Origin of the sequence: Paenibacillus sp. PastF-3 (genome assembly GCF_029893135.1) — a bacterium.
GTDB lineage: Bacteria > Bacillota > Bacilli > Paenibacillales > Paenibacillaceae > Paenibacillus_AQ > Paenibacillus_AQ nitricinens.
Map to the genome: position 1 here is coordinate 59238 of NZ_JARXWM010000022.1, position 13982 is coordinate 73219.

General features: G+C 44.3%; 14 protein-coding genes. 11 read left to right on the forward strand and 3 right to left on the reverse strand.

Annotation, left to right across the window (positions count from 1 at the left end; translation table 11 throughout):
- The first annotated feature begins 19 nt into the window (after positions 1 to 19).
- A complete protein-coding gene (locus tag M2444_RS29145) occupies positions 20 to 799 on the forward strand; it encodes a GNAT family N-acetyltransferase (RefSeq protein WP_094876975.1) in 780 nt (259 codons plus the stop codon).
- Positions 800 to 862: 63 nt separating this feature from the next.
- Here the strand turns inward: M2444_RS29145 and M2444_RS29150 are convergent, their stop codons facing one another.
- Positions 863 to 1495: a hypothetical protein gene (locus M2444_RS29150; RefSeq protein WP_179281616.1), complete on the reverse strand. Its 633-nt coding sequence runs from the start codon at positions 1493 to 1495 to the stop codon at positions 863 to 865.
- A gap of 302 nt (positions 1496 to 1797) precedes the next feature.
- Here M2444_RS29150 and tkt point away from each other — a divergent pair, with 302 nt between their 5' ends.
- Together tkt and ppnP are read left to right on the forward strand one after the other, a co-directional pair.
- On the forward strand, positions 1798 to 3840 hold the full coding sequence (gene tkt / locus M2444_RS29155) for a transketolase (protein ID WP_094876976.1): 2043 nt from the start codon (positions 1798 to 1800) through the stop codon (positions 3838 to 3840).
- Positions 3841 to 3873: 33 nt separating this feature from the next.
- Complete coding sequence (ppnP, locus tag M2444_RS29160; protein ID WP_094870650.1) at positions 3874 to 4191, forward strand: pyrimidine/purine nucleoside phosphorylase; 318 nt, start codon at positions 3874 to 3876, stop codon at positions 4189 to 4191.
- Positions 4192 to 4449: 258 nt separating this feature from the next.
- Here ppnP and M2444_RS29165 read toward each other — a convergent pair whose 3' ends face one another.
- Positions 4450 to 5352 carry an NAD(P)-dependent oxidoreductase gene (locus tag M2444_RS29165; RefSeq protein ID WP_280788741.1) on the reverse strand — a complete coding sequence of 301 codons (903 nt, stop codon included), beginning with the start codon at positions 5350 to 5352 and terminating at the stop codon, positions 4450 to 4452.
- A gap of 234 nt (positions 5353 to 5586) precedes the next feature.
- On the opposite strand from M2444_RS29165, the gene M2444_RS29170 reads away from it, so the two are divergent.
- The 3 genes from M2444_RS29170 (at position 5587) to M2444_RS29180 (ending at position 8293) form a co-directional block, all read left to right on the forward strand.
- On the forward strand, positions 5587 to 6942 hold the full coding sequence (locus M2444_RS29170) for a glucose-6-phosphate isomerase (RefSeq protein WP_042124930.1): 1356 nt from the start codon (positions 5587 to 5589) through the stop codon (positions 6940 to 6942).
- Positions 6943 to 7074: 132 nt separating this feature from the next.
- Complete coding sequence (locus M2444_RS29175; protein ID WP_076284084.1) at positions 7075 to 7707, forward strand: YigZ family protein; 633 nt, start codon at positions 7075 to 7077, stop codon at positions 7705 to 7707.
- 4 nt (positions 7708 to 7711) lie between these two features.
- Positions 7712 to 8293, forward strand: coding sequence for a TetR/AcrR family transcriptional regulator (locus M2444_RS29180; RefSeq protein WP_094870647.1), 582 nt, complete (start codon positions 7712 to 7714; stop codon positions 8291 to 8293).
- Between the two features lie 140 nt (positions 8294 to 8433).
- Here the strand turns inward: M2444_RS29180 and M2444_RS29185 are convergent, their stop codons facing one another.
- A complete protein-coding gene (locus tag M2444_RS29185; protein ID WP_094876977.1) occupies positions 8434 to 8835 on the reverse strand; it encodes a secondary thiamine-phosphate synthase enzyme YjbQ in 402 nt (133 codons plus the stop codon).
- 206 nt (positions 8836 to 9041) lie between these two features.
- Between M2444_RS29185 and cysT the strand changes: the two genes are divergently transcribed.
- The 5 genes from cysT (at position 9042) to M2444_RS29210 (ending at position 13976) form a co-directional block, all read left to right on the forward strand.
- Entirely contained in the window at positions 9042 to 9857 is an 816-nt protein-coding gene (gene cysT, locus M2444_RS29190) for a sulfate ABC transporter permease subunit CysT (RefSeq protein WP_042185592.1), read from the forward strand.
- Entirely contained in the window at positions 9854 to 10651 is a 798-nt protein-coding gene (locus M2444_RS29195) for a sulfate ABC transporter permease subunit (RefSeq protein WP_094870645.1), read from the forward strand. Before cysT ends, M2444_RS29195 begins: the two co-directional genes overlap by 4 nt.
- A 1-nt stretch (position 10652) precedes the next feature.
- Positions 10653 to 11717, forward strand: coding sequence for a sulfate/molybdate ABC transporter ATP-binding protein (locus tag M2444_RS29200; protein WP_042124940.1), 1065 nt, complete (start codon positions 10653 to 10655; stop codon positions 11715 to 11717).
- A 190-nt stretch (positions 11718 to 11907) separates the two neighbouring features.
- Entirely contained in the window at positions 11908 to 12975 is a 1068-nt protein-coding gene (locus tag M2444_RS29205; RefSeq protein ID WP_280788742.1) for a sulfate ABC transporter substrate-binding protein, read from the forward strand.
- A 209-nt stretch (positions 12976 to 13184) separates the two neighbouring features.
- Positions 13185 to 13976 carry an MBL fold metallo-hydrolase gene (locus M2444_RS29210; RefSeq protein WP_280788743.1) on the forward strand — a complete coding sequence of 264 codons (792 nt, stop codon included), beginning with the start codon at positions 13185 to 13187 and terminating at the stop codon, positions 13974 to 13976.
- The last annotated feature ends 6 nt before the right edge of the window (positions 13977 to 13982 follow it).

Sequence of the window (13982 nt, forward strand, 5' to 3'; positions counted from 1 at the left end):
ATTGATAGGGGTAGGAGATATGATTCGAGAGTTAACACCAGCCGAAATGAAATCAATCTTGAGTTTGATAAATAGGGAACAACATTTTTTATACTATTCATACCTTACAGCTCGTAAGCATAATTCGGTACACTATGGACATTTTACTGAACAGGGGGAGCTGCTCGTTGTATTTGCCTTTTTAAGGGGGCTCCCATTCTATGCTTTTTCCGTATTCCCTGTGGAGAAGTCTTTTTGTCTCCGGTCCGTGCTTTCATTTATGAAAGAACAACTGAATTTACCTGACAATGCTGTCGGTAGCGCAATCGTTAATGAAGAAGTTATGGATGTACTTGATTCACAGCTTGAGCTTGTTAAGTCTCCCAAAAAGCTGCTTCTAATGAAGCATATCCATCAAGAAGCGTTGCCACCGGTGGATAAAAGCGTTTTACCTTTGGGTCATTCTTATTTTGAGCTTATTGAGTCGAAAATGGCCGATTTAGAAACAATGGCTTTTTCAAAAGAAGAATTGCAGTATCCGTTCTATGGTGTGATGGAACAACATGAGCTGATTGCGGTAGGTGGATACCATATTTATAGCGAGGATTACGTTGAATTGGGGAACATCGGCACGGATGTAAGATGGAGAAGGCAAGGCTACGGAAAAAAGATCTGCGCAGAGCTCACCCGAGCGGGGAGAAGGGTTACCTCCAACGTGTATTTGAATGTCCTTGAAGAGAATACAGGTGCAATTTCTCTATATCAATCGATCGGTTATGAACTCATGTGCAGTCAGTACATGGTTGAATTCGTTATTTGATGGTTAAAAAGGACTAAGCGGAATTACATTCCGCTTAGTCCTTTTTAACAAGCATTGAGCCTTTTATACGACCCCTTCAGTCCGGTCTTCATTTATTCGCATCATTCGTGCGGCAACCGAAGTATTATGTAATGGTAAAGAAGATGCACGGGCAGAGGCTCTCTGAGCTCTACGTAAATAATACGATAGCTTGCCAGTAAAAATCTTATGTGCACAGAGTGAAAGAGCGAAATCTTCCGGTGTAACGAAGCAGGAAGGCTTATTCACAGGCTGAACTGCAGTTTCTTCAAATAAAGAGGCAACGAAATGGGAACAAAAATAAGCATTTTCTCTATCGATTTTAATATTTAGAAGCACACCTATTAATCCTAAAAGATGGTATTTATAACGCTCCTGATTTTGCATCATCCCTTGGACGTGATTGTACATCGTATCGTATTCCTCAGCGCTAACACGCAACTGATAGATGGAACAATTAGCACTGTTATAAAAAGGGTCGATAAAGTTCTCCTGGATTAGTCCTGCCACAAATGGATTGTGCATTTTTTTTCTTCCGAAGCTGTATACCTCCCGCAGTTCACAGTCAAAGGCGATCGAAGCATGATTCAGATCGGCTTTTGTAAACCACTTTATAAAACCACTAAAGGCCGTACCTGTACCGGTAAGCACAATAAAGATGTCCTTATTCGAACTCATGTTCAAAATTCCTTTCCACTAGGAAATGTTGGGTAATGCATGAAAATTATGCTTAACTAACTCCATCTTACTGTATATTTGAGCATTGTAAAACAATCTTTAGTCGTAATTAAAAACTAGACCATAGACTAGTGCAATTCTGGCTTGTCTCATAGTTCATGTGTGTATATAAATACGTCGATATTGCAAAAGATAAGCTGTTCAAATAAAGAGTTTTTAAAAACAATTGGAATTGCTTCCACACTAATGATACAATAAGAGTCAAAATGACATTCTTGAGATTTCAGAGGAGGAACTATTAAATGAGTGAACAAGAACAAGCGATTCAAAAGGAAGAAAACTCAACTGTAGATAACCTGTCCATTACAACGATTCGTACTTTGGCGATTGACGCCATTGAAAAAGCAAACTCCGGCCATCCAGGTATGCCAATGGGTTCTGCACCAATGGGCTACCAATTGTTTGCAAAAACAATGAAACACAACCCTGATCATCCGACATGGGTAAACCGTGACCGTTTTGTATTGTCCGCAGGACATGGTTCTATGCTTCTATACAGCTTGTTGCACCTTAGTGGTTATGATCTTCCTATGGAAGAATTGAAAAATTTCCGTCAATGGGGCAGCTTGACTCCAGGTCACCCGGAAGTGGGGCATACCGCTGGTGTTGATGCTACAACAGGTCCACTTGGACAAGGTATTGGTATGGCTGTTGGTATGGCTATGGCTGAAGCGCAACTCAGTGCTACTTACAACAAAGATGAACATAAAGTGATTGACCACTATACTTACGCTATTTGTGGTGATGGTGACCTGATGGAAGGGATCTCTTCCGAGTCCGCTTCACTCGCTGGTCATTTGAAATTGGGCAAATTGGTTGTATTGTATGATTCAAATGATATTTCCCTTGATGGTAAATTGAACCTTTCGTTCTCTGAGAACGTGGCTCAACGTTTTGATGCTTATGGCTGGCAAGTACTTCGCGTTGAAGACGGAAATGATCTTCCTGCTATCGCCAAAGCGATTGCTGAAGCTCAAGCTGAGACTAGCAAACCGACATTGATCGAAGTGAAAACTGTTATTGGTTATGGTAGCCCTAACAAACAAGGTAAAGGCGGCCATGGCGGTACTCACGGTTCCCCACTTGGAGCAGAAGAAGCTAAGCTTACCAAAGATTTCTACAAATGGGTATACGAAGAAGATTTCTATGTACCTGACGAAGTTCGTGCTCATTTTGCAGAAGTGAAGAAAAACGGAATCGCAGCTAACAAAGCTTGGGATGACAAATTTGCGGCTTACAAAAAAGCATATCCAGAGCTTGCTGCACAATTTGAAACAGTAATCAACGGCGATCTTCCAGAAGGCTGGGATGCTAACCTTCCAACTTACACTACTGAAGATAAAGCAGTATCTACTCGTGTAGCTTCCGGTAGTGCACTTAACGGTCTGACTGCTGGTGTTCCTCAGCTTGTGGGCGGTTCTGCTGACTTGGAAAGCTCCACTATGACACATTTGAATGGTTTGACATCGTTCACACCAGAATCTTATGATGGCCGCAACATCTACTTCGGCGTACGTGAGTTTGGTATGGCTGCTGCCATGAACGGCATTGCACTGCACACGGGTCTTAAAGTATTCGGAGGAACATTCTTCGTGTTCACAGACTACCTGCGTCCAGCCATTCGTTTGGCTTCGATCATGAAATTGCCAGTAACCTATGTACTGACACATGACAGTATTGCAGTTGGTGAAGATGGTCCTACGCATGAACCAATCGAACAATTGGCTTCCCTGCGTATCATCCCAGGTCTGACTGTTATTCGTCCGGCTGATGCTAACGAAACTTCAGCAGCATGGGCTTACGCTATGGAAAACAAAGACAATCCGGTCGCTTTGGTTCTGACTCGTCAAAACTTGCCAATTCTTGCTGGAACAGTTGATGGCGTTCGTGAAAACATCAAACGTGGTGGTTATGTTGTCTCTGATTCCAAGAATGGCACTCCACAAGCACAACTGATCGCTACTGGTTCTGAAGTACAGCTGGCTGTTAAAGCACAAGCTGCTTTGGCTGAAGAAGGTATCGATGTTCGTGTAATCAGCTTGCCAAGCTGGGATCTGTTCGAAAAACAAGATAAAGAATACCGTGATTCCGTTATTCTTCCAGGAGTTAAGGCTCGTCTTGCAATCGAAATGGCACAAACCTTTGGCTGGGAACGTTACACTGGTGACCAAGGCGATATCCTCGGCATCACTACTTTCGGAGCTTCCGCACCTGGAGACAGAGTAATGAAAGAATACGGCTTTACTGTTGAGAATGTAGTTAGCCGTGTGAAAGCACTTCTGTAATTAACTGAATAATCATTAGGGGGAGAACAAGTAATGAGTCAGTTTAACAACGCAACGATTGAAAAAGCAGCCAATGTATATTATGGCGGACAAGTAACCAGCCGTACGGTAATCTTGCAGGATGGAACTAAGGTGACGCTTGGTATCATGTTGCCTGGTGTATATGAATTTGGTACGGATGGTCCTGAAATTATGGAGATTCTGTCCGGCGATCTTAAAGTGCTGCTTCCCGGCACTGAGGGTTGGCAGGAGATTAAGGGAGCGGCAACGTTCAATGTCCCTGGCAACTCAAAATTTGCGTTGGAAGTATTTGAAGTAACTGATTATTGCTGTTCTTACCCGGTTCTATAAGTGTTTTGAAAATCATAAAGACAGCAACGCAGCGATTCTCCTGTTAATGGAGAACCGCTGCTTTTTGATTTTTTGTGGCGATGCAGAGTCAGCTGTGACCGATAGCAATGGCTGTGGCTTGTTGCTGCAAAAGTTACTCTAGCATATTTCCATTAACAAATAAAATTCCCATATAGAAAGACCGCCTTACACATTTGAATAGTCATGTGTGAAGCGGTCGTAAATGTTTCTAACTAGAGTAGGTTTTAGTTTTTGAATTTATTTATCGGATACAGTAGAACCCATTTTTTGTCCGATCCACTCTTCATAGCATTTCACTACAGCGGAGAGGTCTTCGTCGCCATAGCCTTGGGTAAACCCGGCTTGGAACATACTTTTGGCTAGTCCCAGCATTGGAGAAGGGACGCCTGTGAAATCGCTGTGGGCGGAGGCTAACTTCAAATCCTTTAACATTAATGCAAGGGAGAACTGATTGCTGAAATCATTTTCTATGATTTTACGGCCTTTAAGCTCTGCTTGTTTGCTACCCGCAGAACCAAGCTGCACTAGTTCGAGGAACTTGTCAGCTGGAACACCTGATTTTACAGCGATAGCGAACCCTTCAGCCAGGGCAACATTATGAATGCCGACCATAGCATTATGAGCCAGTTTGGCTACAGCACCACTGCCGTTCTCACCCATATGTATCAGCTTTTTGCCCAAAGTATCGAAGATATCGCGATGCTGTTCTATAACTTCAGCACTGCCGCCAACCATGAACACCAAGGTTCCGTCAATAGCTGCCGGTTTGCTACCAGTTACTGGTGCGTCAAGGAAATGTCCGCCCCGGGCTTCTACAGCAGTGGCAATTTCGTGAACTAGTCCTGGAGAAATTGTGCTGGAATCAATAATTAAGCCGCCTGGCTTAAGCGCATCTAGAATACCATCCTGACCATAAAACACTTCACGAACCGAATCATCATTACTGATCATGGTAATAATAACATCCTTACCTTCAGCGGCAGCACGTGGCGTTAGAGCGGTCAGGGCACCTTCTGCTTCAAGAGGTTTACATTTAGCTGCCGTACGGTTGTACACTGTCACCTGAAAGCCGCCACGAAGCAAGTTGGAAGCCATTGGCGCTCCCATTGTTCCAAGTCCGATAAAACCGATTTGTTTCATTTATATAGCCACCTTCCGTTTTCTTCATTCTATCACGGCACTTAGGCCAGCACCACAGCTCAGCCTTGCCTAATGATGCGGGAAACGCTTCCATGAAACTTTCGAAAACTTGGTTCTAAAGCCCGGGATGTGCCCTAAGACCTTGCCAGTCAAGGCAAATTAAAGTATCCTAATTATAAAGTTGTAACAAGCGGTTTCAAATTTAAAGAGATAAACAGGAGGTTTCCATTACCGATGTCTAAGAAGATTAATTTTGACTACACCAAAGCCCTTTCTTTCTTTAACCAACAAGAAATTGACAACCTTGCCGCTCCAGTTAAGTTAGCGCACGAACAGTTGCATAATAAGACTGGTGTAGGTTCCGACTATCTTGGATGGATTGATCTTCCATCAGCTTATGATAAGGAAGAATTCGCACGCATTCAGCAAGCCGCAAAGAAGATCCAGAGCGATTCCGAAGTACTGATTGTAATTGGTATTGGTGGTTCTTATCTGGGAGCACGTGCAGCGATTGAAGCGCTCTCGCATTCTTTTTACAATAACCTTTCTAAAGATAAGCGCAAAACTCCAGAAGTTTATTTCGCTGGTAATAACATCAGTTCTACATACATCACGCATTTGCTTGATTTAGTAGAAGGCAAAGACTTCTCCGTGAACGTAATCTCCAAATCAGGAACTACGACTGAGCCAGCCATTGCTTTCCGCATTTTCCGCGCAGCTCTGGAGAAGAAATATGGTAAAGAAGAAGCTCGCAAACGTATTTACGCTACTACAGACAAGGAAAAAGGTGCCCTTAAGAAATTGGCTACTGAAGAAGGTTATGAATCCTTCATCATTCCAGACGATGTAGGCGGACGTTACTCCGTATTGACACCTGTAGGCTTGCTTCCAATCGCTGTAGCAGGTATTAACATTGAAGAGATGATGCAAGGTGCTGCTGCCGCTGCGGATGAGTTCAATAATCCAGATGTAGCTACTAACCAAGCTTATCAATATGCTGCAGTTCGTAATGCGCTGTATCGCAAAGGTAAGACAACTGAAATCCTCGTTAACTATGAGCCTTCCTTACACTTTGTATCGGAGTGGTGGAAACAATTGTTTGGCGAGAGTGAAGGTAAGGATTTCAAGGGAATTTATCCTTCTTCCGTTGATTTCTCTACGGATCTACACTCCATGGGTCAATTTATCCAAGAAGGTAACCGTAATATTTTTGAAACGGTAATCCAAGTAGATCAAGTGGCTCATCATGTGACCATTGAGAACGATCCGGATGATCTGGATGGCTTGAACTTCTTAACAGGAAAGACTATGGATTTCGTAAATAAGAAGGCTTTCCAAGGTACGATGCTTGCGCATACAGATGGTCAAGTACCTAACCTTATCGTTACTATTCCTGATCAAACACCATACACATTTGGTTATTTGGTTTACTTCTTTGAAAAAGCTTGCGGCATCAGCGGTTACCTTCTCGGTGTTAACCCATTCGACCAACCAGGCGTTGAAGCATACAAGAAGAATATGTTTGCGCTACTTGGCAAACCGGGTTACGAAAAAGAAAAGGCAGAGCTGGAAGCAAGACTTACTGAATAGTATTGCAGCAGTATTTTAGAGACCATTCATACTAGTGTAAGTCACCAGGAGCAGTCCATAGGTAATCCAATACCGGGGGCTGCTCCTGACATTATATGAAGACATCATATGTATATAAGGACTGGAATAATTATGTTAGAACAATATCGAACGGTGCGCTCTTCCGGTTCCAAGGAAGTCGTAATCCGCAAATCTCGCTTCATTGGTCATGTTATGCCGGTTGAGAATGAAGAAGAAGCATTGTTGTTTATCGAAGACATCAAGAAGAAACATCGGGACGCAACGCATAACTGTTCTGCTTATGTGATTGGGGAGAGAGACGAAATCCAGAGGCAATCGGACGACGGGGAGCCGAGTGGAACAGCCGGCAAACCGATTTTGGAAGTAATTCGCAACCAGGGAGTTAAAAATGTCGCAATTGTTGTTACCCGTTATTTCGGAGGCATTATGCTGGGTGCCGGAGGGCTGATTAGAGCTTATACGGATGGGGCAGTGCTTGCGCTTGAAGCAGGAGAAGTAATCACCCGTGTGCTAAGACGAGAGGTATTCGTAGAAATTGATTACACTTGGCTAGGCAAGGTGGAGAACGAACTTCGGGGAAGGGGTATTCAGACCGGCGAGACTTTATTTACCGATAAAGTAACGTTGTTATGTTTACCGCGAAATGATGAGGGAGACGCATTTATGGCATGGATAACAGATCTAACCCAAGGGCAAGCCTTGGTAACAGAAGGGCGGCGGATTTACTACAGCGAAGGGGATTAGGTATATGGCAAGGAGAGCAGTGGAGCAGGAGTTGTCGAGGGAAAGAATACTAGAGGCCGCTAGGCATCTGTTTATTACCAAAGGGTATCGAGCGATTTCAATGCGAAGCATCGGTCAGCATTTGGGATACAGCCACGGCTCTCTCTATTATCATTTCAAAGAGAAGGCAGAGTTGTTCTACGCCATTGTTGTCGAAGATTTTAATCATGTGGCTGCTTTACTGAGCCAAGTAATGAATAAGCCACCTGAAGAAGGTATGACTCGAGTAGAGCAGCTGATTATGGAGTTTATAAGGTTTGGATTAGATCATCCTTATCAGTATGAAATTATGTTCATGATTCGTGATGAAGAGCTGCTGGCTTATTGTAGAGCAGAGCAGGGACGATGTTTTGATTTATTCTCAAGTATTGTACGCCGTCATATGAAGGAAGAGGGATATGTATCCGAGGATTGGCAGAACGTTCCGCTAACCTTGTTCTTATCCGCTCACGGATTTATATCTTATTATATCCAAGATAAAGTATTGTTTGAGGATGTAAAAGAGGCAGCATCAGCTCATATCAAGGTTTTATGTCGCAGCCTTTAACATGCTGTTTTTTTTATAAGTTTACACTTTAAAGCTGTGCATTGGTATAACACTACTTCTCTGCTTGGTCAAAGTAATATTTGATTCTAGTTATATTTTAATGGCCGCTCCGTAGCAATAACGGAAGCGGCCATTCATTGTTATCCTTCAATAATCTTTAAGAAACATTGTCTACGTCTTGGTCCATCAAACTCACAAAAATAAATACCCTGCCAACGACCAAGTAATAGTTCGCCATCATGGATGATTATGCTCTGGGAAGGTCCGGATGTAATAGACTTAAGGTGGGAGGCAGTATTGCCTTCAGCATGTCGATAATTCGGATGCTCCCAAGGGTAGACTTCATCCAAACGCATCAGAACATCATGCCTCACATCAGGATCTGCATTCTCATTGATTGCAATTCCTGCGGTGGTATGTGGACAATAAACTACGATCACCCCGGTACGCACCCCGTTTTTTTTCACAAAAGAAATGACTTCACGCGTAATATCCCGTAATTCATCCCGTTTCGTTGTAGTGATCTCCAGTGTATGCAGCATAATCATTCCCCTTCCTGTGATGTGCCACTTTTTCCTAATCTGTGTTATATATATTTTACCCCAAATTCACTTGAAAGTAATTGACGACAACGAGAAGGATTTGGTAAAGTAGTAATATTATAAAACCAAGTATATAAATAGGAATAATTAATGGAGACGTTGGTTAGTATACCGACCGGTTATCCGGAGGTGGGAGGGCAAAATCATTGAATTCGCTGCTTAGACACAAAGGTTGGACTTGGGGTTTTCGAACTACAATTTTGCTCTATTTTGTTGTATTGATCGTGCTGCCTATACTTGGGGTCTATTACAACTCTTTTTCACTGGGTTTCGGTAATTTTGTGGAAAGCATAAGCGACCCGATTGCCTGGAAGTCGGTGCTGTTAACCTTAAAGCTGGCGATCATCGCTACTTTAATTAATGTCTTTTTAGGAACAATGATTGCCTGGGTTCTTATTCGTTATCAATTCATTGGTAAAGCATTGCTTAATAGTCTTGTGGATTTACCATTTGCACTGCCGACGGCAGTTGGTGGTTTGATGATTTTACTCTTGCTTGGACCTGGTAGTCTTATCGGCAAGGCTGCAGAAGCGCTTGGTTTTGAAATAGTTTTTCATCAACCGGCTATCGTAATTGCTATGGTCTTCGTAACCTTTCCTTTCGTGATTCGAGCGGTTCAGCCCTTGCTGGAGGAACTTGATCCATCCGAGGAGGAAGCGGCATATACAATGGGTGCCAAGGGAACTAGAGTCTTCTGGCATGTTATTCTCCCCTCTATGGCTCCTGGGATGATCAGCGGTGGAATGCTCGCCTTCTCGCGGGCACTTGCTGAATTCGGCGCTGTAGTCCTCGTAGCAGGCAATATTCCAGGTCGTACACTCGTATCTTCTGTTTTTATTTTTGGTGAAGTTGAAAGTGATAATCCAGTTTCCGCAGCAGCGGTTTCTGTCATTCTCTTGACCTTATCTTTTCTCATTCTTTGGCTCATTAATATGCTGCAGATGCGGGGGAGACGCTCATGAGAAAATTGTGGATCGGTCTCACTTACTTGGTGTTTTTTCTGCTAATCGCTGCGCCACTAGGGAAAATGGCTATAGGTGCTTTTAGTGAAGGATTTGGTGGTTTCTGGAATGCCCTGACTAGGCCTGAAGCGCTGCATGCGCTTATGATGACTGGGCTTGTTGTGATCGTAGTTACGTTATTAAATACGTTGTTTGGAATTATGATGGCGCTGTATCTTGTCCGGGCGAACTGGATAAATAGACGTCTAAAGGGCTTGCTTAACAGTGTTGTTGATTTGCCTTATGCTGTGTCCCCTGTTATTGGCGGGCTGATGATTGTTCTGTTGCTGGGTCCGGATAGCACCTTGGGTGCGATTTTTGAAGGGATTGGGCTGAAGATCGTCTATGCCATTCCTGGAATGATCATCGCCACCTTGTTCGTAACCTTTCCTTTAATGGTGCGTGAGGTAATGCCGGTGCTTCAGGAGATTGGTTCACAGCAGGAAGAAGCTGCTTCTACACTGGGCGCTCGTAGCTGGACAATATTTTGGAAGGTGACATGGCCTTCGATTCGTTGGGCGGTTGTGTACGGGGTCATCCTTACGGTGGCTCGTTCACTAGGTGAGTTCGGGGCGGTGCTCGTGGTCTCGGGTAACATTATGAACAAAACCCAGACGGCGACGACGCTAGTCTATCAGGATGTTGAGAATTTTAATGTAACGGCTGCTGGAGGAATAGCGCTAGTTCTGGCTGCATTTTCCGCAGGTCTACTGTTATTGATGGAATGGACCAAGAGAAGAAAGGAAGTGCAGTAATATGCATGTTGAAGTGCGGGGATTAAATAAGCATTTTGGAGATTTTCATGCGGTCAAGGATGTCAATTTCACCATTACAAAAGGTCATCTGATCGGACTGCTTGGCCCGAGTGGTGGCGGTAAAACCTCGATTCTTCGTATGCTCGCAGGGCTGGAGACACCGGATAATGGCGAGATTATTTTTCATGGTCAGACGGTTAATAATCTTCCTCCTCAAGAGCGCGGGATCGGCTTTGTCTTTCAGAACTACGCATTATTTAAGCATATGACTGTTTTTGATAATATTGCTTTTGGATTAAAAGTTAAAAAGGCCAGCAAAACTGCCATTCGTGACCGTGTTATGGAACTGGTGGAGCTTACGGGGTTAAAAGGCTTCGAGAAGCGTTATCCGCATCAGCTATCTGGTGGACAACGTCAACGTGTGGCCTTTGCCCGTGCACTTGCGCCTGAACCACAGCTACTGCTCTTAGATGAGCCGTTTGCAGCTATTGATGCGAAGATCCGGCAGGAGCTGCGCGCTTGGCTGCGTGAGCTGATTGAGCGTGTTGGCATCACTTCCATCTTCGTAACGCATGACCAAGACGAAGCGATTGAAGTTGCGGACGAGATTATGATCATCAACCAAGGGCAGTTGGAACAAAAGGGTACACCTTGGGATATTTATAAGGAGCCTAAAACACCGTTCGTGGCAACTTTTATCGGGGAGTCGACACTGATTGAAGATGCTTCTGAGGTGAAAGGCTTTAAAGGCGCTGGAGACGGTAAGCCAACCAAAGCACTTATTCGTCCTGAGTATATTGAAGTTGGTAACCTGCATGAGTTCAAGATGGCTTCAGCTACGGAAAAAGGCGTCGTAAAGCATCTGCATTTCCGTGGAAGCGAATGGCTCGTTGAGGTTGAAGTTAATGGTCATAAGCTGGTTACTTACCGTTCCTTGGAGAAAGAAACCTTGCAGCCGGGACAGGACATCTCAGTCCTTGTGCACCGCGCTTACCTGTTTAATGATGAGCGAAGCTGGATTCAGGAGAACAACCTGAAAGAAGATCCGATGCCGATATTTATTTAAAATAAAAATAAATAAAATGATTTTCAATTTTTTTGAAAAGTAGCGAATGTGATGAGGAAGGATTAGAGGAACTGATGTGAAGGTATGAAGTAATGGAGTGGAAGCGGTAGTTACTTGATTTTCAGATTCAGCCGTAGAGCTACTTTCAAAGAAATATTTAAAATCATTATCTCGAAGGATGTGGGCCGCAATGAATTTCAAAAGGAGCAGACAACTGCACGGATGTTTTGCTGCCCTAATGTTGGCCATACTCACGCTGGCAGCAGTCGGTTGCGGGAATGAGAAGGCGATTACGACGATGGCAGATCCTTCGAAGCAAGGGGATGTTACGCTGGTCATTGGCGCATATAGTGTGGCTAAGGATGCAATGGGAGACATTTTGCCGTTATTTGCAGCGAAATGGAAAGCGGATACTGGGCAGGACATTAGTTTTCAGCAGTCTTATGAAGCTTCCGGAACACAAGCGCGTGCAATCGTAGGCGGGTTCGAAGCGGATGTTACACTGCTAGCCATGGAAGGTGATGTCGAGAAGCTGGTTAAGGCTGGACTCGTAGCGCCAACGTGGAAAGTGCAGGGTGAACAAGGTATGGTGACACGTTCCGTAGTCGCACTTGGTACCCGTGAGGGCAATCCCAAAGGAATTCACGATTTTGCGGATCTAGCGAAGCCAGGAGTTAAAGTGTTATACCCAAATCCCAAAACATCCGGTGGTGCGCAGTGGGATATCAACGCAATTTATGGGGCGGGTCTGAAGCTCTCAGAGGAGCAAGAAGGTGTTAAGGATCCAGCAGCTGCCAAAGCTTTTTTAGAAAGTGTACATGCGAACGTGGAGTCTCTGGATAAGAGCGGACGTGCGTCCATGGCTGCCTTCGAGTATGGAGTGGGTGATGTCATTGTCACCTATGAGAATGAACTGCTGGCCCGGATTGCTCAGGGTGTTAAATATGAAATCATTATTCCTAAAAATACAATTCTGATTGAGAACCCAGCGGCTGTCGTAGAGAAGTATGCGGATAAGCATGGGACACGCGCGGCAGCAGAAGCATTAGTTGAATTCTTGGTGACCCCACAGGCACAAGAGATCTTTGCAAAATATGGCTTTCGTCCCGTAGATAAACAGGTCTATGCGGAGAACAAAAGCCGCTACCCGGATCCAGCGGGTCTCTTCGATATCAATTATTTAGGGGGCTGGGATGAGGTGCGAAGCACGCTTTATTCCAAGCGGGGGATTTGGTATCAGGTACTTGCCGGAATATAGGTAGACGTGTAAAAATAGAGTCATCCTAGCAGGGCTCCTGCTTAAGGGATGACTTTTTTGACGAGAGTATATATTTGGGACCCCCGCAAAGTACCTGAGTACGCATCGAAGCAAAGCTCCACTTTGTGGGGATATTTTGGTGAGCATATTTAAGATAGACATATGATAATTTAAGACTTCCTTGATGGGAACTGAAGGAGAGATAGATTATGGATACGTTAGTATTTTTGGGTACTGGGGATGCCATGGGTGTTCCACGGATATATTGCAGCTGCGAGACCTGCACAGAAGCAAGGGAGCATGGGAGCAATACAAGGCTGCGTTCCTCTGTACTTATAGATAATGGCAGTGACTTTCTAGTGATTGATTGCGGGCCAGACTGGCGACGTCAGATGGAGGCGCAGGGAGTACGGTATATGCGAAGACTGCTGGTGACACATGCTCACTTTGATCATATTGGCGGGCTACCGGAATGGGCAGATGCTTGCCGATGGACTGGCATTAAGGGTGAACTGTATACTCCAGCAGAAGTTATTCCTATTATCGAACGGCAATACCCTTGGCTGCGAAATCACATCGAGATGATTCCCTGTGATGAAGGAATAGAACTGGACGGCTGGAAGATAGATACCTGGAAAGTAAACCATGGTAAGAATGGTTATTCGTATGCCTTTCGGCTAGAGAAGGATGATTATACATGGGTGTATTGTCCTGATTCCATTTCTTTAGGGGCTGAGGAGACACGCCTGATGCATGGTGCCGACTTGCTGGTTCTAGGTACAAGCTTCTATTACGAAGCGGCGGAGCTATCCACTCGCTCTGTGTACGACATGACCGAGGCAGCGGAGCTGCTGCAAATCGTGAAGCCTAAAAAGGCAGTTTACACCCATATGTCGCATGATGTAGATATGAGAGAAGCATATATTTTACCGGAGAACGTTACTCTAGCCCAGACAGGTATGAGAATTGCAATAAACAAAAGCCCATTCTCTTCACTTTAGAAGAGA

What these genes read in the sequence shown, in the direction of transcription:
- M2444_RS29145 (WP_094876975.1), top strand. Translation starts at nt 20, where the DNA reads ATGATTCGAGAGTTAACACCAGCCGAAATGAAATCAATCTTGAGTTTG.
- M2444_RS29150 (WP_179281616.1), bottom strand. Translation starts at nt 1,495, where the DNA reads ATGAGTTCGAATAAGGACATCTTTATTGTGCTTACCGGTACAGGTACG.
- tkt (WP_094876976.1), top strand. Translation starts at nt 1,798, where the DNA reads ATGAGTGAACAAGAACAAGCGATTCAAAAGGAAGAAAACTCAACTGTA.
- ppnP (WP_094870650.1), top strand. Translation starts at nt 3,874, where the DNA reads ATGAGTCAGTTTAACAACGCAACGATTGAAAAAGCAGCCAATGTATAT.
- M2444_RS29165 (WP_280788741.1), bottom strand. Translation starts at nt 5,352, where the DNA reads ATGAAACAAATCGGTTTTATCGGACTTGGAACAATGGGAGCGCCAATG.
- M2444_RS29170 (WP_042124930.1), top strand. Translation starts at nt 5,587, where the DNA reads ATGTCTAAGAAGATTAATTTTGACTACACCAAAGCCCTTTCTTTCTTT.
- M2444_RS29175 (WP_076284084.1), top strand. Translation starts at nt 7,075, where the DNA reads ATGTTAGAACAATATCGAACGGTGCGCTCTTCCGGTTCCAAGGAAGTC.
- M2444_RS29180 (WP_094870647.1), top strand. Translation starts at nt 7,712, where the DNA reads ATGGCAAGGAGAGCAGTGGAGCAGGAGTTGTCGAGGGAAAGAATACTA.
- M2444_RS29185 (WP_094876977.1), bottom strand. Translation starts at nt 8,835, where the DNA reads ATGCTGCATACACTGGAGATCACTACAACGAAACGGGATGAATTACGG.
- M2444_RS29195 (WP_094870645.1), top strand. Translation starts at nt 9,854, where the DNA reads ATGAGAAAATTGTGGATCGGTCTCACTTACTTGGTGTTTTTTCTGCTA.
- M2444_RS29200 (WP_042124940.1), top strand. Translation starts at nt 10,653, where the DNA reads ATGCATGTTGAAGTGCGGGGATTAAATAAGCATTTTGGAGATTTTCAT.
- M2444_RS29205 (WP_280788742.1), top strand. Translation starts at nt 11,908, where the DNA reads ATGAATTTCAAAAGGAGCAGACAACTGCACGGATGTTTTGCTGCCCTA.
- M2444_RS29210 (WP_280788743.1), top strand. Translation starts at nt 13,185, where the DNA reads ATGGATACGTTAGTATTTTTGGGTACTGGGGATGCCATGGGTGTTCCA.